Origin of the sequence: Paraburkholderia sp. UCT31, from assembly GCF_014397655.1 — a bacterium.
Taxonomy (GTDB): Bacteria; Pseudomonadota; Gammaproteobacteria; order Burkholderiales; family Burkholderiaceae; genus Paraburkholderia; species Paraburkholderia tuberum.
Genome location: NZ_VZQP01000042.1, coordinates 51,630 through 75,216, shown reverse-complemented (window position 1 = coordinate 75,216; position 23,587 = coordinate 51,630). Strand labels below are relative to the sequence as shown.

At 62.0% G+C, this 23,587-nt stretch carries 26 protein-coding genes and 2 pseudogenes; 21 read left to right on the top strand and 7 right to left on the bottom strand.

What is annotated here, in order from left to right:
- The first annotated feature begins 241 nt into the window (after positions 1–241).
- The 5 genes from F6X40_RS29380 (at position 242) to F6X40_RS29365 (ending at position 4,177) form a co-directional block, all read left to right on the top strand.
- Complete coding sequence (locus tag F6X40_RS29380) at positions 242–628, top strand: BPSL0067 family protein (protein WP_090808025.1); 387 nt, start codon at positions 242–244, stop codon at positions 626–628.
- On the top strand, positions 597–959 hold the full coding sequence (locus F6X40_RS43615) for an STY0301 family protein (RefSeq protein ID WP_410452549.1): 363 nt from the start codon (positions 597–599) through the stop codon (positions 957–959). The genes F6X40_RS29380 and F6X40_RS43615 overlap by 32 nt, the downstream gene beginning before the upstream one ends.
- An 876-nt stretch (positions 960–1,835) precedes the next feature.
- Positions 1,836–3,134 (top strand): TAXI family TRAP transporter solute-binding subunit, encoded by a 1,299-nt coding sequence (locus F6X40_RS29375; protein WP_187630229.1) that lies wholly within the window; start codon positions 1,836–1,838, stop codon positions 3,132–3,134.
- A 235-nt stretch (positions 3,135–3,369) separates the two neighbouring features.
- Positions 3,370–3,573, top strand: a complete 204-nt coding sequence (locus F6X40_RS29370; RefSeq protein WP_187630226.1) for a DUF3562 domain-containing protein — start codon at positions 3,370–3,372, stop codon at positions 3,571–3,573.
- Between the two features lie 142 nt (positions 3,574–3,715).
- The gene (locus F6X40_RS29365) at positions 3,716–4,177 is read left to right on the top strand and encodes a GNAT family N-acetyltransferase (RefSeq protein ID WP_018423974.1); all 462 of its coding nucleotides are present in this window, start codon (positions 3,716–3,718) and stop codon (positions 4,175–4,177) included.
- Positions 4,178–4,272: 95 nt separating this feature from the next.
- Here the strand turns inward: F6X40_RS29365 and F6X40_RS29360 are convergent.
- Positions 4,273–4,431: pseudogene (locus F6X40_RS29360) on the bottom strand (MFS transporter); the annotation flags it as partial.
- Positions 4,432–4,547: 116 nt separating this feature from the next.
- Positions 4,548–4,829, bottom strand: a pseudogene (locus F6X40_RS29355) (IclR family transcriptional regulator C-terminal domain-containing protein); the annotation flags it as partial.
- Between the two features lie 230 nt (positions 4,830–5,059).
- Between F6X40_RS29355 and F6X40_RS29350 the strand changes: the two are divergent.
- The 12 genes from F6X40_RS29350 (at position 5,060) to F6X40_RS29295 (ending at position 15,416) form a co-directional block, all read left to right on the top strand.
- Entirely contained in the window at positions 5,060–5,356 is a 297-nt protein-coding gene (locus tag F6X40_RS29350; protein ID WP_184030734.1) for a hypothetical protein, read from the top strand.
- A 101-nt stretch (positions 5,357–5,457) separates the two neighbouring features.
- Positions 5,458–7,170, top strand: coding sequence for an acid phosphatase (locus F6X40_RS29345; RefSeq protein ID WP_187630225.1), 1,713 nt, complete (start codon positions 5,458–5,460; stop codon positions 7,168–7,170).
- Between the two features lie 217 nt (positions 7,171–7,387).
- Positions 7,388–7,747 carry a DUF3564 domain-containing protein gene (locus tag F6X40_RS29340; protein ID WP_187630224.1) on the top strand — a complete coding sequence of 120 codons (360 nt, stop codon included), beginning with the start codon at positions 7,388–7,390 and terminating at the stop codon, positions 7,745–7,747.
- 321 nt (positions 7,748–8,068) lie between these two features.
- Complete coding sequence (locus F6X40_RS29335) at positions 8,069–8,818, top strand: DNA/RNA non-specific endonuclease (RefSeq protein WP_090808067.1); 750 nt, start codon at positions 8,069–8,071, stop codon at positions 8,816–8,818.
- Positions 8,811–9,071 (top strand): hypothetical protein, encoded by a 261-nt coding sequence (locus tag F6X40_RS29330; RefSeq protein ID WP_187630223.1) that lies wholly within the window; start codon positions 8,811–8,813, stop codon positions 9,069–9,071. Before F6X40_RS29335 ends, F6X40_RS29330 begins: the two co-directional genes overlap by 8 nt.
- Before the next feature lie 309 nt (positions 9,072–9,380).
- On the top strand, positions 9,381–10,496 hold the full coding sequence (locus F6X40_RS29325; protein WP_187630222.1) for a SpoIIE family protein phosphatase: 1,116 nt from the start codon (positions 9,381–9,383) through the stop codon (positions 10,494–10,496).
- Between the two features lie 12 nt (positions 10,497–10,508).
- Positions 10,509–11,072 (top strand): SiaB family protein kinase, encoded by a 564-nt coding sequence (locus F6X40_RS29320; RefSeq protein ID WP_184073473.1) that lies wholly within the window; start codon positions 10,509–10,511, stop codon positions 11,070–11,072.
- Positions 11,073–11,091: 19 nt separating this feature from the next.
- On the top strand, positions 11,092–11,487 hold the full coding sequence (locus F6X40_RS29315; protein ID WP_090808074.1) for a DUF1987 domain-containing protein: 396 nt from the start codon (positions 11,092–11,094) through the stop codon (positions 11,485–11,487).
- Between the two features lies 1 nt (position 11,488).
- Positions 11,489–12,214 carry a GGDEF domain-containing protein gene (locus tag F6X40_RS29310; protein ID WP_187630221.1) on the top strand — a complete coding sequence of 242 codons (726 nt, stop codon included), beginning with the start codon at positions 11,489–11,491 and terminating at the stop codon, positions 12,212–12,214.
- A 137-nt stretch (positions 12,215–12,351) separates the two neighbouring features.
- A complete protein-coding gene (locus F6X40_RS29305; protein ID WP_262421581.1) occupies positions 12,352–14,346 on the top strand; it encodes a putative bifunctional diguanylate cyclase/phosphodiesterase in 1,995 nt (664 codons plus the stop codon).
- Between the two features lie 148 nt (positions 14,347–14,494).
- Positions 14,495–14,857, top strand: coding sequence for a hypothetical protein (locus F6X40_RS29300; protein ID WP_090808080.1), 363 nt, complete (start codon positions 14,495–14,497; stop codon positions 14,855–14,857).
- A 241-nt stretch (positions 14,858–15,098) separates the two neighbouring features.
- Complete coding sequence (locus F6X40_RS29295; protein ID WP_187630219.1) at positions 15,099–15,416, top strand: hypothetical protein; 318 nt, start codon at positions 15,099–15,101, stop codon at positions 15,414–15,416.
- Here F6X40_RS29295 and F6X40_RS29290 read toward each other — a convergent pair.
- Entirely contained in the window at positions 15,413–16,120 is a 708-nt protein-coding gene (locus F6X40_RS29290) for a Crp/Fnr family transcriptional regulator (protein WP_187630218.1), read from the bottom strand. The two genes, F6X40_RS29295 and F6X40_RS29290, sit on opposite strands and share 4 nt — an antisense overlap.
- A 100-nt stretch (positions 16,121–16,220) precedes the next feature.
- On the opposite strand from F6X40_RS29290, the gene F6X40_RS29285 reads away from it, so the two are divergent.
- Positions 16,221–16,748 (top strand): DUF962 domain-containing protein, encoded by a 528-nt coding sequence (locus F6X40_RS29285; RefSeq protein WP_187630217.1) that lies wholly within the window; start codon positions 16,221–16,223, stop codon positions 16,746–16,748.
- Between the two features lies 1 nt (position 16,749).
- Here F6X40_RS29285 and rarD read toward each other — a convergent pair whose 3' ends face one another.
- Positions 16,750–17,646: an EamA family transporter RarD gene (gene rarD / locus F6X40_RS29280; RefSeq protein WP_187630216.1), complete on the bottom strand. Its 897-nt coding sequence runs from the start codon at positions 17,644–17,646 to the stop codon at positions 16,750–16,752.
- A 560-nt stretch (positions 17,647–18,206) separates the two neighbouring features.
- Here rarD and egtD point away from each other — a divergent pair.
- The gene (gene egtD / locus F6X40_RS29275) at positions 18,207–19,190 is read left to right on the top strand and encodes an L-histidine N(alpha)-methyltransferase (protein WP_187630215.1); all 984 of its coding nucleotides are present in this window, start codon (positions 18,207–18,209) and stop codon (positions 19,188–19,190) included.
- 103 nt (positions 19,191–19,293) lie between these two features.
- Here egtD and F6X40_RS29270 read toward each other — a convergent pair whose 3' ends face one another.
- Positions 19,294–19,587: an acylphosphatase gene (locus F6X40_RS29270; protein ID WP_187630214.1), complete on the bottom strand. Its 294-nt coding sequence runs from the start codon at positions 19,585–19,587 to the stop codon at positions 19,294–19,296.
- 138 nt (positions 19,588–19,725) lie between these two features.
- Here F6X40_RS29270 and hpnA point away from each other — a divergent pair, with 138 nt between their 5' ends.
- Positions 19,726–20,736: a hopanoid-associated sugar epimerase gene (hpnA, locus tag F6X40_RS29265; protein WP_187630213.1), complete on the top strand. Its 1,011-nt coding sequence runs from the start codon at positions 19,726–19,728 to the stop codon at positions 20,734–20,736.
- Between the two features lie 122 nt (positions 20,737–20,858).
- Positions 20,859–21,425 (top strand): hypothetical protein, encoded by a 567-nt coding sequence (locus F6X40_RS29260; protein WP_187630212.1) that lies wholly within the window; start codon positions 20,859–20,861, stop codon positions 21,423–21,425.
- A 91-nt stretch (positions 21,426–21,516) separates the two neighbouring features.
- Here F6X40_RS29260 and F6X40_RS29255 read toward each other — a convergent pair whose 3' ends face one another.
- Both F6X40_RS29255 and hpnC read right to left on the bottom strand, forming a co-directional pair.
- A complete protein-coding gene (locus tag F6X40_RS29255; protein WP_187630211.1) occupies positions 21,517–22,689 on the bottom strand; it encodes a glycosyltransferase in 1,173 nt (390 codons plus the stop codon).
- Positions 22,689–23,555 carry a squalene synthase HpnC gene (hpnC, locus tag F6X40_RS29250; RefSeq protein ID WP_187630210.1) on the bottom strand — a complete coding sequence of 289 codons (867 nt, stop codon included), beginning with the start codon at positions 23,553–23,555 and terminating at the stop codon, positions 22,689–22,691. Before hpnC ends, F6X40_RS29255 begins: the two co-directional genes overlap by 1 nt.
- Between the last annotated feature and the right edge of the window lie 32 nt (positions 23,556–23,587).

Sequence of the window (23,587 nt, the reverse complement as noted above, 5' to 3'; positions counted from 1 at the left end):
GGTGGGGGTGGGGGCGTAGTGCAGCACAGCGGTTGACTCGAGGTGGAGCTACCCGACACATTGCGATACATTGAGCAGAAGGCTGTTTCTCGCTCGCGAGAAGCTGAATCGCAATCTGGACGGACTAGTCAGTGGATCGTCAATATCTGAAAACTCGAGTACTGCTTGTTTGGATGGGCTGGACTCGCTAGTGTGTGCGTTGAGTCTTGTCCCTTTTACTGGCAAAGGAGAAGCAGAAAAGATGCGCTATGTCGCTGATACGGAAAAGGCAGATGATCTGATCAACCAAGGGCATCTGGTCGGGAATGGCCAGTGCGTTACACTAGTTCATGCTGTTGTGAAAATTCCGCCGTCTTCCTTGTGGAAAAAGGGAGACCGGGTCCAGGGCAATGTCCTCATCCACAAAGGAACCGTAATAGCTACATTCGACAACAATGGACGCTATGGAAATCACACGAACGGAACCAGCCACGCGGCAATTTATCTCGGGCAAACACTGGCTGGAATCACTGTGATTGACCAGTGGAACGGACATACCAAACAACCTCCGCATCGGCGTACTATCCATTTCCGTCGCGGCAAGGGCTCGCCTGTTAATGATGGCAGCCGATATTATGTTGTCGAATAAGGTGCTTTTCCTGGCAGTTTGCCTCCTGGCAACAAGCGCCGCGTGCGCGTCGCCAACACAGGTCCAATTCAAATGCCCAAACGCGCTTTCCGCAGGAGGGCAACATCATGTTCTGGATAACGCATCCCTGTTCGATGGCCCTCCAGAGCACGAGGCAGACCTTATTCCTGCGTCAGGAAAAACATCTGACCAGTGGGATTTAACGGGCGTTGACCCCTATCTGGTATGCCGCTACCACGGCACTAACAGCACTGTTGTGATTCACGCTGTTGGGGCTCGGACCTGCGAAGCCACGAGCAGACCCTTTGCTGTTCACTGCACCTCTCGTTAAATGGATTTGGATAACGAAAAATGGCAACCCGGCTTATAGCTGCCGCGGTTCGTGCAGACCATTGCAGCGCGTGGAGTGAGTGAAGGGCATGAAGCGAAATGCATTGCGAAGTACGAGCAGGATATGATGGCGTACGACATGATCGGCGCTACATTCAGAGATTCCCGAACGTACCTACTGTGCAAGCGAAAAGCGTTCTCCAACTACCAGACTTGCAGAGCTTTCTAGTGAGTAACGAATCCGCTTTCATTTCCTATTACGACGAGCAAACGCAGCAAATCAAATTTTGCGTTGTTCAGCGTGCGCACGTGCAATCTGCGATCGATCGCGCGCTTACAATTCCGGTCCCCCCGGATGCGCCCGAAAACTCCGACACCCCAATTACGGACGAAGACGCACGGAAGCTCGGAAGCATGGCGATGCTCTGCCACACTAAGGCGCACCCCGAGCTTCGGGCACGCCGGCAAGTGACGACTGAAGCACCACTAGTCTGGACGCAAGTGAAACCGTCTGCCGAATAGTGCAATCAACGCGGACGCAAGTCAGAACGATCCGAGGCGCAACGCGTGACGGTCCAGATGATGATCGGGCAGCCGGGGGCAAGCAGGAATACATAGTCCAGTATGCCCAAGACGGCAGCAACGGCGTTGTTACCGGAATCTTCGACATCAGGGCCAACCGGCCTGTGCCCCGATGACAGTGTCAGCCAGACCTTTTCAATGCACATCACTGACTATCCAATAAACCCCCCTGATATCGTAAAGTTGAGGAAATAGAGACCGCCTCCATCCCATTAGTCACCAAGGCCGGACCTGACCAAACCGGGTAACGATGCCGAGACCAGACCCCGCGCTGTACCGCAGCCCGACAACCCCGATGACGCGGCGGCGCCGGCGTCTTCTGATCGTCGGCGCGATCGTGCTCGTCGCCGCATTCGGCTGGATGCTCGCGCTCGTGCTCGAGCCCGCGTTCCAGCGCACGATCGTCATCACCACCGGTGCGGACGGCGGCATCTATCGCGGCTTCGCCGATCGCTACGCGCCGCTGCTCAAGCGCGAAGGCATCAAGCTCGACATCCGTAGCTCGTCGGGCTCGGTCGAAAACTACCAGCGGCTCGCGGACCCGAACAGCGCCTATCAGGTCGGCTTCATCCAGTCGGGCACGACCAGTCCGAATGACACCGACAATCTGCAAACCATCGCCGCCGTGTCGTACGAACCGATCTGGGTGTTCTATCGCGGCGATGCGACGATCGACCGGCTGTCGCAACTGCGCGGCAAGCGCATTTCGATGGGCGTGCCAGGCAGCGGGTTGCTCAACGTCTCGCAGGTGCTGCTCGGCTATAGCGGCGTCACGAGTCAGAACTCGACGCTGCTGCAGATGGACGCGAACGCCGCATACCAGGGGCTCGAAAGCGGTCAGGTCGACGCGGCATTCTTCATTGGCCGGCCCGACGCCGACATGCAGCACACGCTGCTCACCAGCAACCTGAAGCTGATGAGCTTCGCGCAGGCCGACGCACTGGCGCAAAAATTCCCGTCGCTGTCGAAGATCATCTTGCCGCGTGCCTCGACGAGCGTCGCCGACGATCTGCCGCGCAGCGCCGTCACGCTGCTCGCGGCGACGGCGCTGCTCGTGTCGAAGGACACGCTGCATCCGGCGCTCGTCTATCTGCTGCTCGACGCGGCGCGCACGGTGCACGGCGGCGAGGACTACTTCACGCCGCTCGGCACGTTCCCCAACCTGAACACCGAAGAATTCCCGATCTCCGACGAAAGCGTGCGCTACTTCAAATCGGGCCGGCCGTTTCTGTATCGCTACCTGCCGTTCTGGCTCGCGAGTCTGATCGAACGGCGGCTGCTGATTCTGGTGCCGTTCCTCGCGCTGCTGATCGGCCTCGCGCAGGCGCTGCCGCGCATGCTCGAAGCGCGGATGAAGAAACGCCTGATCGTGTGGTACCGCGCAATCAAGGCGCTCGAGGACGAAGTGTGGAAGAACGCCGAGCCGTCTCGCGCGCAGATCGCGCAATGGAGTGAGGAGATTGAAAGCATCGACGCGAACGCTAGTCAGATCCGAATTCCGTACCGCTACTTTCAGGATGTTTACGCGCTGAAGCAGGCGATCGGCGTCGTGCGCGACCGGATCGCGCATGTAGCGCAGAAAGTGCAGAGGTAGAGACGACAGTCGCTTAGCCCTGTGCGTTTCCCGGGAACTCACCACCGCGCAGCCAGTTGATTTTCCGCACGGCCTCACCGCATGGGCGCTTGCCGCAGCGCAAGAAAAAAATCTTTGTGAAATCAGTCGAACGATAGGTCGATTCAATTGGCGCGCTCGCGATTCGCATCCTGTAATGGACTCCTACCGTCCGCGTCCCGTCCATCCAGCCTGCCGTCCTACCCGGAGAGAGACCATGTCCCAGCCTGAGCCAAAAGTAGACGAAGTGGTCCGAAGCATCGCCGAGGAAACCGACACGCCGGCAGAAACGGTGTCGCGCATGTACGCCGATACGCTCGCCGAATTCCGGAACGAGGCGCGCGTGTTCGACTACGTGCCGCTGTTCGCCGCGAAGAAGGTCCGCAACGAGCTGCTTCACAAGCAACATCGCGAGCACTGACTCGCGGTATGCGGTGATGCATCGGCTCACCGCGCTGTCGCACGCGTCGTGGCTCCAGATTTTGCGCGCGGGTTGGAGCTAACAATCGCGTCGCAAATTTTTTATGCTGGCGGTTCCACAGCTTTCCAAAGGAACCGTCCACATGTCCGCCCCGCTGCAGATTCGCGCCGTCACCCGTGACGATTTCGATGCATGGTTGCCGCTATGGGACGCCTACAACGCGTTTTATGGCCGCTCGGGCGAGACCGCGTTGCCGCGCGAGATCACGCAAATCACGTGGAATCGCTTTTTCGATGGCTACGAGCCGATGCATGCATTCGTCGCGGAACGCGCCGGGCAATTGCAGGGCATCGTGCATTTTCTCTATCACCGTCATACGACGATGGCGGGACCGATCTGCTATCTGCAGGACCTGTACACGCTCGATAGCGAGCGCGGCAAGGGTGTCGGCCGTGCGCTGATCGAGGCCGTCTATGCGCGGGCAAAAGCCGACGGCGCGCAACGCGTCTACTGGCAGACGCACGAGACGAATCACACCGCGATGCAGCTCTATGACAAGGTCGCGGATAAGTCCGGCTTCGTGGTTTATCGCAAAGCGCTTTAGCGCTCAGCGCTTCATCAAGGCTCATCAAAGACGAAAGGCGCACCACCCGGTGCGCCTTTCGTTTTACTGCTCAAACGGTTATCACGCAGTCCCGGTCAAGCCTCGAGCTGCTCCAGCACCTTGCCCTTGGTTTCGATACCGAGGAAGTGCACTGCGACCGCCGCGAGGAACGGCACGGCGGCGAGGATATAGAACGCCACTTCCAGGTTGCCACCGATCATCGTCTTCGACACGATCGCCGGCGCGAAGATCGCCGTTCTGATGATTTTGACGACGTGACACGGCGAGTCCGGCTGTGCAATGCAGCAGGACTCGCCGACAGATATGAAATAAGTATTTGAAGTAGTTGCGCCGTGAAGTCAGCGCGCACTCAATGCGCGGCAATCGATCTGCGGCGCGCCTGCATCGCGGTCGGATCGTCCTGCCTCGGGCGATAGCTCAGGCGCTCGGACAGCTCCAGCGCCGCCTGGCATACGGCGATGATCAGCGGCTCGCGCTCGGCGGTCTCGCCGATATCCGAACGCGGGATCGTCACCGTCAACGCGGCGGCGATCTTACCGCTCTGGTCACGCACCGGCGCGCTCACCACCGAAATCCCCCGCTCGAACGACGCCTCGCTGACCGCATAGCCAAGCGCCGCGCTCTCGCGCGCACCGTTCATACACTGCCGCACGCGGTTTGGCCTGCCTGCGTCCCACTCCTGTCTGCTCTTCTTTTGCCATCTTGGCTGCCGTCTCTATGCGGTTCATCGGGTTCAATTCAGGTTGATAGCGCGAAGCATGCGGCGAATCGGCCATGCGGGGTGCTATGCTTTGATCCGGTCCGGCGGCGCGGTGTATTCCAGCCGCTCGCTCGCGCCGCCCAAGCGTAGGAGGCCACGTCATGTCCAACGCGGTCCAGATTCAGGTTGCCGACTCGCATCTTTATCCGGGCTGCGCGGTGCGCATCGCGAATCTTCCCGAGCCGGCCTGCGCGTCAAACGTCGCCGAGGCGCGCGTCGAATTCGCGGACGGTTCCGGTGCGCACGCCACCTGCCATCGGCGCGCACATGACGAACTCGAATTGACCGTCGACCGTTATGCGACGCAAAAACGTCATCCGATCGACGCACGGCACTGGCTACTATTGGCCGTCGATGCCACGCATCACAGTTGGCGCGTCAAGCGTCGGCTGCCGTAAAGCTGCGAGGCCTGCCGCCCTCGGCGGACCCGTAACCGGTGTCGCGCGCGCCGCTTCGAGCGGCGCCGATGCGACCGTCACGTCTCCTTCGGAACTCACCGATGACCGACCACGATCCTCACCTGCCGCCGAAACTGGACAACCCCGATTCAATCGATAACACCAACGACGCCCCCGACGATCCCGAACGCCGGCGCGTACTGACCGGTCTCGCGGCGGTCGGCCTCGGCCTTGCGCTGACCGGCTGCAAAACAGGCGAGGGACTCGCAGGCAACGGGCCGCCGCGCAGCGCCGCCGACTTGCGGCTCGACGCCGCGCTGCACGATCAGGTGAAGAACATCGTGGTGATCTACGCGGAGAATCGCAGCTTCGCGAACCTGTACAGCAACTACCCGGGCGTCCAGCATCCGCTCGACGCGGTCACCGCCGAGCAATACGTCCAGCTCGACCGCGATGGCAAGACGCCGTTGCCGCGGTTGCCGGCCATCTGGGGCGGGCTCGTGCCGCAGGCGCAGGAAGTGGACGGCAAGCGCTACATGATCGGCGAAAAGGATCTCGATCATCTGCGCAACCGGCCGTTCCGCATCGTCGATGCGCACGGCGCGCCGCTGCCGACCGGCGTGATCACGCGCGACCTCATCCATCGCTTCTATCAGAACCAGATGCAGATCAACGCGGGGCGCAACAACCAGTTCGCCGCGTGGGGCGATTCCGGCGGCCTTGTGATGGGGCACTACCGCAATTCCGCCGACACGCTGCGTCTGTGGAATCTCGCGCAGCAGTACACGCTGTGCGACAACTTCTTCATGGCCGCCTTCGGCGGCTCGTGGCTGAACCATCTCTTCCTGATCTCGGCGCAGGCGCCCTACTATCCGGACATCCACAATAGTCCGGCGAAGAAGATGGTGTCGGTCGTGGAAGGCGAGGATCCGACCGGCACCCGTTTGAAGCTCGCGCCCAATTCGCCTGCATCGGCGCTCGACGGTCCGCCGAAGTTCGTCAATGACGGCGCTTTCACCGCCGACGGCTACGCAGTCAACACGATGGCGCCGCCCTATCAGCCGAGCAGCGTGCGTCCGGCCGAAGGCGGCGACCCGGCTTTCGCGGATCCGTCGAACCCGCGGGTGATGCCGCCGCAGAATTACGCGACGATCGGCGACCGGCTGACCGGCAAGGGCATCGACTGGGCGTGGTACAGCGGCGCGTGGCAATTCGCGCTCGATCATCGCGATACGGGGTCGATGCCCGACTTCCAGTACCACCATCAGCCGTTTAACTACTTCGCCAATTACGCGCCGGGCACCGCCGCGCGCCGCCGCTATCTGCGCGACGGCGGCATGGGTAACGACGCGTCGACCAATCGCCTGATTGCCGACATCGACGCGGGACGTTTGCCGACCGTGACGTTCTATAAACCGCAGGGCGACCTGAACATGCACGCGGGCTATGCGGACGTCGCCTCGGGCGACCGTCACATCGCGACGCTGATCGAGCACATCCAGCGCGGCCCGCAATGGCAGAACACGGTCGTGATCGTCACCGTCGACGAGAACGGCGGTTGGTGGGACCACGTCGCGCCGCCGATCGGCGATCGCTGGGGTCCGGGTTCGCGCGTTCCCGCGCTCGTGATCTCGCCGCTGGCGAAGAAGGCTTATGTCGATCACACGGTGTACGACACGAACTCGATTCTGCGTTTCATTAACCGTGTGCATGGACTCGCGCCACTCGATGGCGTGGTCGCGCGCGACAAGGCATTCGCAAGCAACGGACTCGCGCCGCTCGGCGATCTGACCGCCTCGCTCGATCTCGCTTGAGCGCCTCTCGGCTGCGTTGATTTGCCGCGGCTCGCGGTCTGCCTGTGGTCGTTACTGCATGCATATCGCGTACGCCGCGGCGCAGTAAGGATTCACCGTACCTCGCCACACCTTTTGGCGACCTGATTTTCCATTCGCACGTCATGCCTTTGTCTTGCATAAAGCGCCGCGCCGCCTAGACTGATAAAGCGCTTCGCAATTTATGAACGGAACTGATATGCGGCTGACCATCCTGATTAACGGTTCCGATCCCACCGTAAGCCATGATTACGCTGTGCTCTGGCTCGATACCGATGAACATCGGTGGTCGAGAGAAGCGCATCAAGGGATCGACCTGCCCCCATGGGGCGAACTGCGCGACGAAAACGGCGTGACCACGCTGTGCGCACCGAGCGCCGACGCGCCGCTTTGTACGTTGCGCGGTCTGCACGTCGATCGCAAGGAGCGAGTGAGCGCCGCGCAAGGCGCCGCTGCATGGACCGCGCTGCCAACACGCAAGGCGACTAGCGGCTACTGGCGTTTGCAGGCGGTGGATCGTCAAAAAGTGCACGCTGAAAACAGCGTGTTCGGTAATTAAGTTCTGGCGCGATTCATCGCGCTTCTCTTTTCCGGTCGAAACTTCCGGCTCATTGCACGAGCACTGTTCGTACGCGTAAATCTGTTCGTGCGCAATCGAACATAACGTGCCGCGATATCGCAAAGCCTTAAGACATTCTTAAGATTGCGTGCGTAGCTTCGGAAGTCCACGCATTCGGGTCGCTGCAAAGCGGCCCACTTTTTTGTCCGGCGCACGCCGCCTCTGCCGTTTCCAATTCCCTTCCTTCGATTCGCATTGTGCAGTCGCTCGATGCGGGCCGCGACGCTATACTTGCGTCCCCGTTCATCGAACCACCGACACATGAAGAAGTGGCTTGCCTGTCTGTTACTCGCCGTCGCCGCTCATGCGAGCGCGGCGCCTTCCTGCACCGGATTCACGCCGAATGCGCAATGGCCCGTCCTCACCAATCAGAAGATGGCGCCGAAAACGCGCCTGCTTTGTTATAGCGATTTCGCGGTGCTGCATTCGGGTATCACTCACGGTCCGCTGTGGTCTGCCGAGCATCTGACGCGTGAGCACATCGAAGAAGCGAAGGACATGGTGCGCACCAACAAGTTCTTCGAAGACGCGCGTCTGCCCGAAGGCGAAGGCGCGACACTCGCCGACTACAAACGCAGCGGCTTCGATCGCGGTCATATGAGTCCGGCGGGTAATCGGTGGAACGACGAGGCGATGGCGCAATCGTTCTCGCTCGCGAACATCGTGCCGCAAAATCGTCAGAATAACCAACGATTGTGGGCACGCATCGAAACCGCCGTGCGCAAGATCGCACTCGCCTACGACGACACGTACGTCGTCACCGGACCGCTGTTCACCGGCCAGCAATTGCAGACGATCGGACCGACGCGCGTGTTCGTGCCCACCCAGTTGTACAAGGTCGTCTACGTGCCGTCGCGTCAACTGGCCTTCGCAGTCGTGGTTGATAATGTAGCGACCAACCGCTACGACATCCGCACGATTCACGAACTCGAAGCGATGTCGGGCATCCGCTTTCCGGGCATTCCGGACAACCTCAAGGACCAGCGGCCAGGAGGACTGAAAGGTGTTTAAGCCCTATTCGAACGATGACGACGTGCTCAACATTCAAGGCGATGCGCTCACGCTCAGCAATGGCACGACGCGTGTCGTGCTGAACGGCGCGCTCGAATTGACGCGCGATCAACGCGGACTGAAGGCGGCGCTCGCGTTGAAGGAAGCGCTCGATGCGATCGTCGCGAGCCTGCAGGCGCAGAAGGATTTACCGGCAAAGGTGCAGGACGAGCCGGATGCTAAACCGGGTATCGTGCAGAACCCGTTTCAATAACGGATTCGGCGGCGTTGCATTTGCGCAACCTCGCAGATCGCAATTTTTACTGATGTCGGTCACGCAAACCTTTGCGTGACCGCTAGTTTTCTAATCTCGCGCCAATAGAGCGGATCGCCTCCCTTCTGTCACATAATGTACATAGAGAAACCTTAGCGTGCGAGGTTTCTTCACACATCGACTGGCGTCGCCATGCATGCTGCGTTCTCGAGATTTCGCCGTTCTTCCGCACAGGGTAATCCGCGCACTGCCGGAGACTTGTGCCAGGAAGTTCCATCCGTAGACGTTGAAGATCCCAACTCCGTGGTCATGGAGATCTTCTCGGCGCGCCGCGACATGCAGAGTCTCGCTGTCATCGACGACCACCGTCCCATCGGCCTGATCAACCGCGATATCTTCATGTCGCAAATGAGCAAGCCGTTCCATCGAGAGCTTTACGACAAGAAGAGTTGCATCGCGTTCATGGACAAGGAACCGCTCATCGTCGACGCCGACGTGAGCATCGAAGCGCTGACGTTCAGGACCGTCGAGGCCGGAGAAAAAGCGCTGGTCGATGGTTTCATCGTGACACGTGACGGACTCTTCTCGGGTCTCGGCAGTGGTCTGCAGCTTATCAGTGCGGTCGCGGAAATGCAGGCGGAGAAGAACCGCCAGATCATGCAGAGTATCGAGTACGCCAGCGTGATACAGCGCGCCATGTTGCGTGCTTCCAGCGAGACCCTGTCGATGAAGCTGCGCGACGCGGCGATGGTCTGGGAACCTCGCGACGTCGTCGGCGGCGACTTCTATCATTTCGCGGCCTTTCCGAACGGCTGGTTTGGCGCTGTTGCCGATTGCACCGGACATGGCGTACCGGGCGCCTTCATGACCTTGCTTGCTTCGGCGTCACTGTCGAAGGCGCTCGAACACATCGGTCCGCGCGACCCCGCCGCGCTACTGGCGGCCGTCAATCAAAACGTCAAGGGCTTGCTTGGGCAAGTGAACAGTGCCGACGAAGGAACCCAATCCAACGACGGTCTGGATACCGCACTCTTCTGGTTCGACGCCACGCAGAGCGTGCTGCATTTTGCCGGCGCGAGGATCGCTCTGCACATCCTGTCGCCCGATGCCGCGGAGTTTGAAACGATCGACGCCGACCGCATGGGTGTCGGTTATGTGGACAGTCGCGCCGACTATGCGTGGAGCTTGCGTTCGATTCCGGTCACGGCGGGCAGCCTGCTGTTCATCTATACCGACGGCCTCACCGATCAGATCGGCGGCCCGCGCAACATTTCTTTCGGCCGGCGCCGTGCGCTCGACCTGATACTCGAAAACCGCGCCGAAACTCCGGCGACGATTTGCGAGCGCGTCCGGCTCGCGCTCGCGGAGTGGCAAGGCAAGCAACCGCGCCGTGACGACGTCACGCTTTTCTGTGCCCGCATTTAGTGAATTCCCAGAATGTCCCAACTACTAGAACAAGACAGCGCCTTTTTCGAACTCGCGCAGCGGCGCAACGTGCTCTTCTATCACAAGGGCTACTTCTCACATAACATCGTCGCGTCGATGGGCGAAGTCGTGAAACTGCAGCTCGAAGTCGCCGGCGTCAGCGGTCCTACTCGCCGCAAACTCTTCTCGTCCTTTATCGAGCTGGCACAGAACATCGTTCATTACTCGTCGAACGCGCTGGAGCCCGGTGGCGAACGGGCAGGCGAGATACGCGAGGGCGCGGTGTGCATCTCCAGGCACGGCGAACATCACGTAATGTTGTGCGTCAATCCCATCGCGACCGCCGAAGTCGAGGACCTGCGAAGCAGGTTGGAGCCTCTGCGCAACATGTCACTCGAAGAAATCAAGCAAGCGTACAAGGTTTCATTGCGCACCGACGCTCCGAAAGACAGCAAGGGCGCCGGGCTCGGCTTCCTGACGATGGCGCGCGATGCGAGCGCGCCGCTTGAATTCGCTTTTCATCCGCGTGCCGACGAACCGGGCACCACGCTGTTTTGCCTCACGGCCATCATCTGAGCAGGAAGGCACACGAACAATGGAAAACCTACACATCCCCGCGACGACGACGTCACCCGAAGTCGATTTTCGCTTCGACCAGCACGCGTTGTCGATCAGGGGAGAGTCTTACCCCGAAAACGCAGCCGCCTTTTACGCGCCGATCATCGAGCAGATGCGCAAATACCTCGCCGCGAACGCCGGGGCCGAGATCACTATCGACGTCGCGCTGACGTACTTCAATAGCTCGAGTACCAAAATGCTGTTCAGCATCTTCGACGCGCTCGATCAGGCGGCGGAATCGGGAAGCCGGGTGTCGATGAACTGGTATCGCGACGAGGAAGACGAGACCATTGCCGAATTCGGCGAAGAACTGAAAGCCGATTTCCGCGCGATCGAGTTCACCGATCGTCCCATTGCGCAGCAGGGGAAGTAAAGTGCGTTCGACCTCTTCCCTTGACGTGTCCTCGGGCGGCGCACCCGATCTGTTCCAGAACGAGAGCACCGCGCTGGCAAAGGCTCGGGCCATGCATTCGATCATCGATGCGGACCCCGCGGAGTATCGCCAGTCGTTGGGCGAACTGATCGAGCACTTCCAGCGCCTGATGCGCGAGACACGGCGCCTGATCGGCCGCAGCGACCGGGCCGAACGCGAGATGCAGGCGCTGGCCCAGCAGTTGGCGTATCGCGCATCGCACGACGCGTTGACGGGCGTACTGAACCGCAGTGCCGTGATCGAACGGACCACCAAGGTCTTGCGCATCAGCAGCGCGGTGATGATCATCCTCGACATCGACGAATTCAAGCGGATCAACGACGACTACGGCCACCCCACCGGAGACGCGGTCATTTCGGGGGTCGTCGATTGTCTGCGCAGAATCGTCGGGGAACAAGGCTTCATCGGGCGAGTGGGCGGTGAGGAGTTCACCGTCCTGCTGCCCGGTCATGAACCGGCCAGCGGTGCCATTCTTGCCGAGCGCATGCGAGAAGCCATCGGTGACTCGCTGGTCGTTCCACCCGTCGAGCGCCGCATCACGGCCAGCTTTGGCGTCAGCATCAACGAGGTCGGAACCTGTTTCGACACCGCATATGGCCTCGCCGATGCGGCTCTGTACCGCGCCAAGCGAGGCGGGCGCAACCGCGTGGAATTTGCCGATCGATAAGGCGGATAAGCAGACCCATCGCGCGCCGTTACAGGCAGATCCGGAGCGCCCTAAGGCAAGTCATGCAGCCACCTAAACATTCACTATCCGGGCGGGTCGGTGTTCGCCCGCGCCGGGTTGACGAAAAGGGAAGGGCCTTGGGACAGGACGCAACGCGCAAAGCCGGTACTGTCATAGCCGTGCTTGCCATTCTCGCTGTCATTGCGACGAGTACCTTCCTCGCAATCCGCCAGGGCAGCGAGCAGGACAGTTCGCTTCGGACGATCCAGGCTTCCGGGCGGCTGCGCCATGATCTCGACCAGGTTCAGCAAGTCATGCTCGATGAGCATGCGACGCTCTACACCTCGATCGCAACGGTGCCGCTTTACAACCGCGCCGCTTATAGCTTTCCGATGCTGGAACTGCTCGCGTTGACGCGCGACGCGCGCGAGAGCTGCAGCGAGAATCAGGAATGCATATCGAGGCTGTCGGATCTGGACGACATGATCGGCAGACTTAGCGAGCTGAGCTTTGGTCTTGCGCGCAAGATCGCGGAACATCCCGGCAGTGTGGCAGTGGGCGACCCCAGACTCGAAGAAATCGACGCCTATTTCTATAGCGTTCTCGAGCGGGTCGTCGACGTACGACTCGCGGCCGACGCCAAGGTCGCTTTAGTCGTCAGCAAATCCTCGTTGGATGGGAAGTGGTTTACGCGCATGCTGTTGAGCTGCGGCGTCGCTTCGGCCTTGTTGCTGCTTTCGCTGATTCACTGGAACGGGCGCATTGGAGCGCATCTTCGTCGTTCGCTCACAAGACTCGAGCATCAAGCCAGGTATGACGCCCTGACCGATCTGCCGAACCGGGTGCTGCTCGGCGAACATCTTTCAGAGTCGCTCGTCCGCGCGGCAGCGACAGGTCAGAACGTTTCCGTCATGTTCCTCGATCTCGATCGTTTCAAGGACGTCAACGATTCGCTCGGACACCGCATTGGCGATTTGCTGCTACAGGCCGTGGCGCGAAGGCTTCAGCGTCTGCTGCGCGCGACGGATTTCGTCGCGCGTTACGGGGGCGATGAATTCGTCATCGTCGCGGAACGGGCCGACGCGAAGCAACTCACCGAAATGCTGGACACGCTCATTCACGAGATGAGCGAGCCGTATCGCATCGGCGAGCACGAGCTTTATCTCGAAGCAAGCATCGGCGTCAGTACTTTTCCACAAGACGGCGCCCAGCCGGAACTGCTCACGCGAAATGCCGATGCCGCGTTGTACGTGGCGAAATCGCGCGGGAGAAACGGCTATCAATTCTACGAACCGGAGCTGAGCCGGGCGGCCGCCGAGAAGTTGCGGCTCACGACGCGACTGCGGCGCGCGGCGAAAGCCAATGAGTTGTATCTGGCGTATCAGCCGCAAATCGACATGAAAACCGGATGCATCGTCGGTGCCGAGGCACTTTTGCGGTGGCACGACGACGAACTCGGTAAAGTCTCGCCGGCCGTCTTCATCCCGCTTGCCGAAGAAACCGGTCTGATCCAGAGCATCGGCACGTGGGTATTGCGGCAGGCGTGTCTGCAGGCAAGCGCATGGGTACGCTCGGGGCTTCCGCCCGTGCGCATATCGGTCAATGTTTCGCCACTTCAACTCGAACGGGCGGACCTTCCAGGCGTAGTGCGCTCGGCACTCGACGATGCCCATTGGCCCGCCGAACTGCTGGAGCTCGAAGTCACCGAGGGCACATTGATGCGCAACGCTGAAGAAGCGCAACGGGCTTTTCGCGAACTGCGCGAACTCGGTGTGTCCATCGCTATCGACGACTTCGGCACGGGTTATTCGAGCCTCAGCTATCTGAAACGCTTTAGCGTCGACCGCATCAAGATCGATCGCGCCTTCGTCTGCGAAATCGGCAGAGACAAGGAACTCGAAGCTCTGTCGCTTGCCATCATCGCGATTGCTGAAACGCTGAGCTTCGATGTCGTCGCTGAAGGGGTCGAGCTCGATGTCCAGCGCGAGTTTCTGGTCCGTCACGGATGCACGGTAGCCCAGGGTTTCCTGTTTAGCCCAGCGGTCTCGCCGGAGGCTTTAGCGCAATTGCTCGGCAAGACCGCGGTCGCGTCTTCATTGAGCGTGGCGTCTTTCCGGGGATTCGCTTTGTGAGTCGCAACATGTATCCGCGCTGACGCACTACTTACGTTTTGTCACCAGCGCAGCGTCAACTCCTGTATTCCGCCCTACGTTAAACCGGCAGCGCTGAAATGATTCAGCCGCGACAAACGAATCCACCGATTCAACCTGGAGTCACATCATGAAGACGCTGTTCGCCGCTGTTGCTTCCGCACTGCTCGTGTCGACCGCCTTTGCTCAAACGGCCGCACCGTCTGCAGCACAACCCGCGCAAACCACGCAGTTGCCAGCCACCGGCCAGGCGAATCTGAAGGCAAGCACCGCGGTACAAGCCGGCGCGACCGCAACGAAAGCGCCTGCCGAAGCCGCTACGCAAAAGCACGTGAAAAAGACTTCCGCCCATACGAAGAAGGCCCACAAGTCCACGGCCAAAAATGCCGTCGAAACGAGCGCAGCGAAGACTAAAACGGAGAGTGCGAAAGAGGCCAGCACTGCCCCGGCGAAAGCCGACGGCGCACAAGCCGACACGACCAAAACGCAATAACACGTGATCGGTTTCGGCGCTGACCGGCCATGCAGGTGCTGTTCAAATAGAAGTTGATCGAAGCCGGACTGTGCCGTTCAGGGAGGGCGAGTCTTATGACTCGCCTTTTTTTATGCCGCGTGTCATTCCCCGTCGTATCTTTTTGCCGACAAACGCGCGAATTTTTGCACCGTCTTTACTCGCGGACGACTACTCTCGAATTGTTCCAATTCACCATCGCGTCGCACGAACGCCGCATCACATGGCTCTTACCCAATCGCTCGACAAGCTCTCGCCGCAACCTGCCAGCAAGCAGGTTCAACACAGCAACGTCATTCCGTTTCCGTCGGCGCGCGCGGCTCTACTCGTGACGCTGCCGCACGCTCACTTGCGCGCACTGCTTCATTCGCCGCTCGGCGTCTATGTAATCAACACGGAAACCGTGCGCGAAGAAGACCGCGTGCAACTCGACATCGCGCGCGAAGATCTCCACTTCACGTTGCACATGCTGCTCACCACGTTGCCCGCCGCGACGATCGGTCCATTGAAACGTCGCGTCAGCCACCCGAGCGCGCGTTAAATGCGCTCGACGAAAGCCTGTTTACGCAGCTTGTCGGCATCGACGATTTCGATCTCCGCATAACGCAGCTTCAACGCGCCCTGCGTCTCGAAGTGCTTGAGCACCTGATTGATCGTCTGCCGCGACAACGCGAGCATCATCGCCAGGTCTTCCTGCGGGACCTTCAGCACGTTGCGCAATGCGCCGGGTTCGCCATAGCCGCCCGCCATCAGCAACAGGCGCCGCGCGACACGCGGTGCGGCCGGCAATAGCGCGGCTTCCTCGATCGCCTCGAACGCCAGACGCAACTTGTGCGCGAGCAGCAGACCGAACGCATGCCAGTAAGCCGGCGTGCGCTCGAGCAACGCGGCGAGCGCCGCGCGCGGCACATGAAACAGCGCGGTATCGCGTTCGGCATAGGCGTCGTGGGTGCGCGATCGATCGTCGAACAGCGCGATCTCGCCAAACCAGTTCACCGGCTCGATCACCGCGAGCAACGCTTCCTTGCCGGTCGAACTCGCCGCGCCGATTCTGACGAGGCCGTCGAGCACACAGTACAGGCCGTCGTCGGCAGCGCCGCGCGTGAAAAGCCGCTGACCTGCCGCGAGAGATTCGACGCGCCCCGCGTCGAGCAATTGCACCCGCAGCCCGGCTGGCGCGGCGCGAAACCACCCGCTGCGCTCGAGCAGCCCGGCAAGCTCCTTCGATGAAAAACGCTCTGTCATGGACGGTATCCGTCGACGGTCGTTGCTGATTGTCGGCTACCCGATGGTTTGAAAATCCGCTGCCCGCGATTATGCTGACTTTGACACAGGAGCGGCCCTGATGAGAACGCTGACGCAGCAACTGACGCAATACGCGGCCTACCATCGCGACCGGCGCAATATCGCCACGCACTTCGTCGGCATTCCGATGATCGTGCTCGCGCTCGCGGTGTTGCTGAGCCGCCCGTCGTTTGGCGCCGGGATGTTCCCGGTCACGTTGTCGCCGGCGTGGCTGCTGTTCGTGGCGGCGACCGTCTACTACCTCGCGCTCGACGTGCCGCTCGGCGTGCTGATGGCCTGCGTCTCGGCGCTCTGCATCGCGTTCGGCGAGTGGATCGCCGCGCAAACGACGCTCGCGTGGCTCGCGACCGGCATTGGGCTGTTCGTGGTCGGCTGGGTGTTCCAGTTCGTCGGCCACGTGGCCTACGAACATCGCAAGCCGGCATTCGTCGACGACGTGATCGGCCTGTTGATCGGCCCGCTATTCGTGCTCGCCGAAGCGCTGTTCGGTGTCGGCTGGCGCCCCGAACTGCGCGATGCGATCGAGGCTGAGGTAGGCCCGACGCGCATCGCTGAGCGAGCACCGTAGTTCAGTTCGACGCGAACCGAACGAAGCGCACGCTGTGCAGCGCGGTTAGCGCGACGGCGATCCAGATCGGCACATAGGTCGCGAGTTGCGCGACGCTCAGCGTTTCGCGCAGCAGCGTGATCGATACGAACACGAGCAGCACCGGCTCGACGTAGCCGAGGATGCCGAACAACGCGACCGGCAGCAGTCGGCTCGCCTTCAGATACGAAGCGAGCGCGAGCGTGCTCAACGCGCCGAGGCCCGGCAATAGCAGACACCACATTTCGGCGCGGCCGGCGATCGCTTGCAGCGAGCCGCCGCTGAGAATGCACACGGCGGCCACCGGCAGCAGTAACGCCATTTCGACGGTGAACATCGCGAGCGAATCCTGATTGATCTGACGACGCACCACGAAATAAGGCGGATAACCGAGCGCGACGACGAGCGTCGGCCACGAGAACGCACCCGTCACCCACAGTTCGTGAGCAACGCCAACCGCCGCGCACGCGACCGCGAGCCACTGCAACGCGTCGAGCCGCTCGCGATAGTGGAAGCGCCCGACCAGCACCATCGCGAGCGGCAGCAGGAAATAGCCGAGCGACACTTCGAGCATGCGCCCATGCAGCGGCGCCCACAGAAACAGCCACAGCTGTACGCCGAGCAGGCCCGCAGCCACGGCCATCGCGGCACCGAGCTTCGGCTGCGTCATCATTTGGACAACGAGCGCGCGCAGAATCGGCAGGCGCTTGCGCACCGCGACGAGCAGCAGCGCGCCGGGCACGGTCCACACGATGCGCCACGCGAAGATGTCGAGGCCCGACAGCGGTTTGAGCAGCGTCGCGTAAGCGGACAATAATGCGAACATCGCCGACGCGCCGACCGACAATGCGATCCCGCGCCTGAAGTCGTTGTGATTCATTGCGCGGTCGGGGATCGGTGTGACGCGTGGGCTTGCGGCGCGCGACGCAGGCTCGCGGCGTTCGTTGTCGTCATGAATATGATGTCTCGTGAGCAGGCGGCCACGCAGGCAAAGCGGCAGACGCTGCGTTGTTGTTCTGAAGCGGCGGTGCAAAACCGTAGGAAAACGGGCATTCTAGACGGGTTATTCGCCAACGGGCTTGCGCTTTTTCGTCAGTCGGCCGCAATTAGTCGTGCGCGTCGCGCGTCGATGCACTAGAACATAACTCTGTGCGCCGCGGCCGGCGAAGCCATTTCCGGTTCGTCGTCGCCTCGCGCGAATCTTGCTACCCAAGTTTTGCACGCTGTGGCCGCACCACTCGCGACAACGACGTCCACAGCGGCACGCAACGTGCAGCACCCACGAGCCGGATCGGCGAATGCAGCCTCGAGCGCAGTCTGTCAGGCCGCCACGAATCACCGCCCGCGCATCTCGCCCACGGCATGCCTCAACTGCGTTTCATCGCGCATGCCACCGCCCGGCAGCAATCCCGCTCATCGAATGTGACTACTGGAGCCAGCATGACCCAGCCAGCCCTATCGCTCAGCAACTCGCCTTCCGAACTGCGTCGCGCCTTCGCCGCCGACGTGTACGCCGGCCTCACCCATACGCCGCAAAAAGAGCTGCCGTCGAAGTATCTGTACGACGAGGTCGGTTCCGCACTTTTTGAAGTGATTACCGTATTACCGGAATATGGCGTCACGCGCGCCGAAGAACGTCTGCTCGCGAAGCACGCGGCCGACATCGTCGAGCATTTGCCGCATGACGTCACGGTCGCCGAACTCGGCAGCGGCAGCGGCCGTAAAACGCGGCGCATTCTCGAGGCGCTGTGTAAAAAACGCCCTACTTCCTACTGCCCGATTGAAATTTCGCGCAGTGCGTTGCAGTTGTGCCGGCGCGAACTCGGTGACATCGAGCGGATTTCGATCGTCGGTTATGAGCGCGACTATCTGGCCGGTCTCGCCGAAGTGAGCCGGCAGCGCGCGCCCGGCGACCGCTTGCTCGTGCTGTTCCTCGGCAGCACGATCGGCAACTTCGGCAGGCTCGCGGCGACGCGTTTTCTGCGCGAGATCCGCAACATGCTCGCGCCCGGCGACGCGCTGCTGCTCGGCACCGATCTGATCAAACCGACGCCGGTGCTGGTCGCAGCCTACGACGACGCGATCGGCGTGACCGCGTCGTTCAATCTGAACCTGCTCGCGCGCGTCAACCGCGAACTCGACGGCGACTTTCCGCTCGATGAGTTCGAGCACGTCGCGCGCTTCAATCCGGACGCGCGCAGCATCGAGATGCATCTGCGCGCGAAGCGCGATATCACCGCTCACGTGCGCGCCGCAAAGCTGACGGTGTCGCTGACGGAAGGCGAGACGATCTGGACCGAAAGCAGCCACAAGTATCGCGCGGAAGAATTGCCCGCGATCGTCGATGGCGCCGGCTTCGTGTGCAGCCATCAATGGATCGAGGATGAGTGGGGATTCGCGGAGAGTTTGTTGGTGGCCCGGTAAGCGCTGACCACGCGGCAAATAACGGCCGATAACGGCATAAACGAAAAAGCGGCGCGCCCTCCTCTGGACGGCGCGCCGCTTTTTTAACTCACGCAGCTCGAGCTCAATGCTGCTCGAAGCGCTCGTAACGCCTGTCCGTCACGCGCTCCTCGCCGCTCACTTCGGTCACGCGCGCCGCCGGCGGTCCATGACGCAGCCACGACAACATCCGGTCGATCTGATTGGCCGTTCCCTGCAACATCGCCTCGACCGAACCGTCGTCGAGATTCGCGACCCATCCCTTGATGCCGAGCGCGTGCGCCTGGCGCACCGTCGCAAGGCGAAAGCCAACGCCCTGCACGGTGCCGCGCACCCGCGCGTAATACGTTTCGATCCGCTCATCCAGATCCGGGGCCATGCCGCTACCTCCTTTTAATGCCTGACAGTCTTTCAAGCCGGCATTCTAGTCGCGTCGCGGCGAGCGCGCTCGGCAACGCCCATCCTTTGCGCGCGCCACGTACAATCCGTCGACCGTCACGCAGGAAATGGAAACAGAATGACCGAACAGCATCGCGATCTCGTGCTCGTGACCGGCGCGTCCGGCTTCGTCGGCTCGTCGGTGGCGCGCATCGCGCAGAGCAAGGGCTTTCGCGTACGCGTGCTGGTGCGCGCGACGAGTCCGCGCAAGAACGTCGAATCGCTCGACGCGGAAATCGTCGTCGGCGACATGCGCGACGAAGCATCCATGCGCAACGCGCTGCGCGGCGTGCGCTATCTGCTACATGTGGCCGCCGATTATCGGCTGTGGGCGCCGGACCCCGGCGAGATCGAGCGCGCGAATCTCGAAGGCACCGAGGCGACGATGCGCGCGGCGTTGAAGGAAGGCGTGGAACGCATCGTGTACACGAGCAGCGTCGCCACGCTGAAGGTGACGAGCTCCGGCCAGTCCGCCGACGAAACCTCGCCGCTTCGCGCCGACCAGGCGATCGGCGTCTACAAGCGCAGCAAGGTGCTCGCCGAGCGCGCGGTCGAGCGCATGGTCGCCGAGGACGGTCTGCCCGCGGTGATCGTCAATCCATCGACGCCGATCGGCCCGCGCGACGTGAAACCGACGCCCACCGGGCGCATCATTCTGGAGGCGGCGCTCGGCAAGATTCCCGCATTCGTCGATACGGGGCTGAACCTCGTGCACGTCGACGACGTCGCCGCCGGTCATTTCCTTGCGCTCGAACGCGGCAAGATCGGCGAGCGCTATATTCTGGGCGGCGAAAATCTGCCGTTGCAGCAGATGCTCGCCGATATCGCGGCATTGACCAGCCGCAAGGCACCGACACTGAGCCTGCCGCGCTGGCCGTTGTATCCGCTCGCGATGGGCGCGGAAGCGGTCGCCAAGTTCACGAAGCGCGAACCTTTCGTCACCGTCGACGGGCTGAAGATGTCGAAGAACAAGATGTATTTCACGTCGGCGAAGGCGGAACGCGAGCTGGGGTATCGGGCGCGGCCTTATCGCGAGGGGCTCGCCGATGCGCTCGAATGGTTCCGGCAGGCGGGGTATCTGAAGCGGTGATCAAGGGATAAGTGAAGGGCTGAACAGCGGCCGTCAGCATTTTGTTACAAGTCCCGCGCCGGCGACGGGTCCAAGCCCGCGCGCAGCAGGTAAAATCGCGGGTCCTACCTGAGAAACCTCGCATGAATCTTCACGAACAGCTCGGCGCGCTGGAAATGGGCGTCGACCAGCTCATTCAGGCTGTCGTGGCCACGCAGGCCGAGAACACTCCCGAGACAAGCGCTGACGCCGCGGCATCGCCCGCGGCGGTGGAGCATGCCGCGCACGAAGCAGCGGCGCAAGCGGCAGCGGAACAGCCCGCGAGCACCGAAGCAAACGCAGAAACGCACGCCGAAGCGATCGATAAGCCGGCCGCCCCGCAATTCCAGCCGACGCTCGAAATCAACCGCCCCGCGCGCGACGAAATCACGATGACGATCGGCGACCAGACCGTCGCGCTACGCCCGGACCAGATCAGCCGGCTGATCGAGGAACTGTCGAACGCACGGGCGTCGATGACGCCGGAGCAGCCGCAAGGCATCCCGCCGGGCTGGCAATTCGTCTCGACGAAGAATCCGATGATGGCCGTGCAGAAGCAGTCGAACGGCGACCGCTTGCTGGTGATGCGCCACACCGGCCACGGCTGGGTGCCGTTCACGTTCTCGCCGGACATCGTGATCCAGATGTACATGATGCTGACGAACGCGTGATGAAACGCGCGTACATAACAAAAGCGGCCTGGAGCCGCTTTTTTTACGTCTGCCTTCTGCAACCGACGAGCGCATCGGCCATCGCCAGACTTCAGCGCTCCTGCACCGGCGCCTGCACGCGCGCCTTCCACTGCCCACCCTTGCCACGCCAGTAGCGCACCGCCGATGCGAACGTTGCGCCGACATAGAACAGCGCCACGAGCGGCAGAAACGGCGCCCACAGCGGTGAGCGCCGGTAGTAGACGAGCATCGGCGCATAGGCGCAGCACATTGCCGCCCACGCGATCCAGGCCGGCCAGCCGAGCGGCCCGAGGATCAACGCCGCGACCGGCGGCAACAGATAGATGATCGCCATGCCGACGAGCGTGCCCGCGAGCAGCAGCGGCGAGTAGCGCAGCTGCGTGAACGCGGTGCGCGCGATCATGTTCCAGATGTCGCGCCAGCTATCGTAGGAACGCAGCGACACGCTCTTCGCCGCCACATCGAGCCGGATCGGATGACGGCCGGTGCCACGATGCTTGATGCGCGCGGCAAGACTGCAATCGTCGATCAGCTCGGCGCGGATCGACTCGATGCCGCCCGCTTCCTCGAGCGCCGCGCGGCGTACCAGCATGCAGCCGCCCGCCGCGGCCGCGGTGCGGTTGCGTGGATTGTTGACCCACGCGAACGGATACAGCTTTGCGAAGAAGAACACGAAGGCCGGAATCAGCGCCTTTTCCCAGAACGAATCGCAGCGCAGCCGGACCATCAGCGAGACGAGGTCGCGCTTTTCGGCATCCGCGCGCGCGACGAGCTGCGTCAACGCCTCGGAGGGGTGGCCGATGTCGGCATCGGTCAGCAACAGGAATTCGGCCGGCAGATCGAGCGTGCGCACCGCTTCGATGCCCTGCGACTGCGCCCACACCTTGCCGGACCAGCCTGGGGGCAATGGCTTCGCGCTCAGCACGGTGAGGCGCTCCGAACATTGCAGCCGCAGCGCTGCGGCACGCGCGGCGTCGGCGGTGCCGTCGGTGCTGTGATCGTCGACGACGATCACGTGGAACGCGCCTGCATAGTCCTGCTCGAGCAGCGACGTAACCGCCTCGGCGATCACGTCGACTTCATTGCGCGCCGGTACGACGGCCGCGACGGCCGGCCATGCGTCGCGCGCCGCGATGGCCAGCGGCGCGGCGGGGCGCGCGCGCCAGAAGCCGCCACGCGCGAACAGCAGCACGCACCAGATCAGCAGGGAAACACACGAAAGAACGAACAGGACCGCCGCCATTAAGCATTACCCTCGATTGAGCGCGCCGCCATGCCGACGCGTCTGGATAGTCGCATTTTCAGGGTGCGCGCCGCCACCACGCACCAGTCGAACAGATTGAGGACCGGGCTCGCGCGGAACACATCGTAATCCGCGCGCTCGATGCGCTCGAGAAACCGAAGGCCTGCATGCACCGCGCCGCACAGCTCGATGCCGAGCCGCCCCGGCATGCGCAGCGCGAGCGGTGCGCCGCGGACCAGCGTGGCGCGCACGAACGCGATTTCATACGCCATCAGCGCGCGCCACGCATCGTCGACGACACCATCGGCAATCTGCGCCTCGGTCACGCCGAAGCGGCGCAAATCGGCTTGCGGCAGGTACACGTGCTGTCGTTGCCAGTCGGCGGCGACGTCGAGCCAGAAGCTGATCAGCTGCGATGCCGTGCAGATCGCGTCGGCGTCGGCAAGATTGTGCGGCGTCGCCGCGCCGACCAGATGCAGCAGCAGATGCCCGACCGGATGCGCCGAGCGGCGGCAATAGTCGACGAGCGCGGCGCGATCCGCATAGCGATTCGTATCGATGTCCTGCGCGCAGCCGTCGAGCAGATCGTAGAACGGCTCGAGCGGCAGCTCGTATTGCGCGATCACGCCAGCGAGCTTGCCGAACAACAGCGCATGCACGGGCGCGGCGCGCCGTTGCGCGATCGCGTCGAGCCCGGCGCGGAAATCGGCCAGCCGGGCATGCCGCTCGGCGGCGCTCCACTGGCCTTCGGCGGAGATATCGGCCGCAGTGCGCACGACCTGATAGATAATACCGACAGGCGCGCGTAGGGCCTTAGGCAGCAACACGCTCGCGATCGGAAAGTTTTCGTGCTGATCGACGTCCATCCAGCGAGCCTCGAAACCATTCTGTAATACAG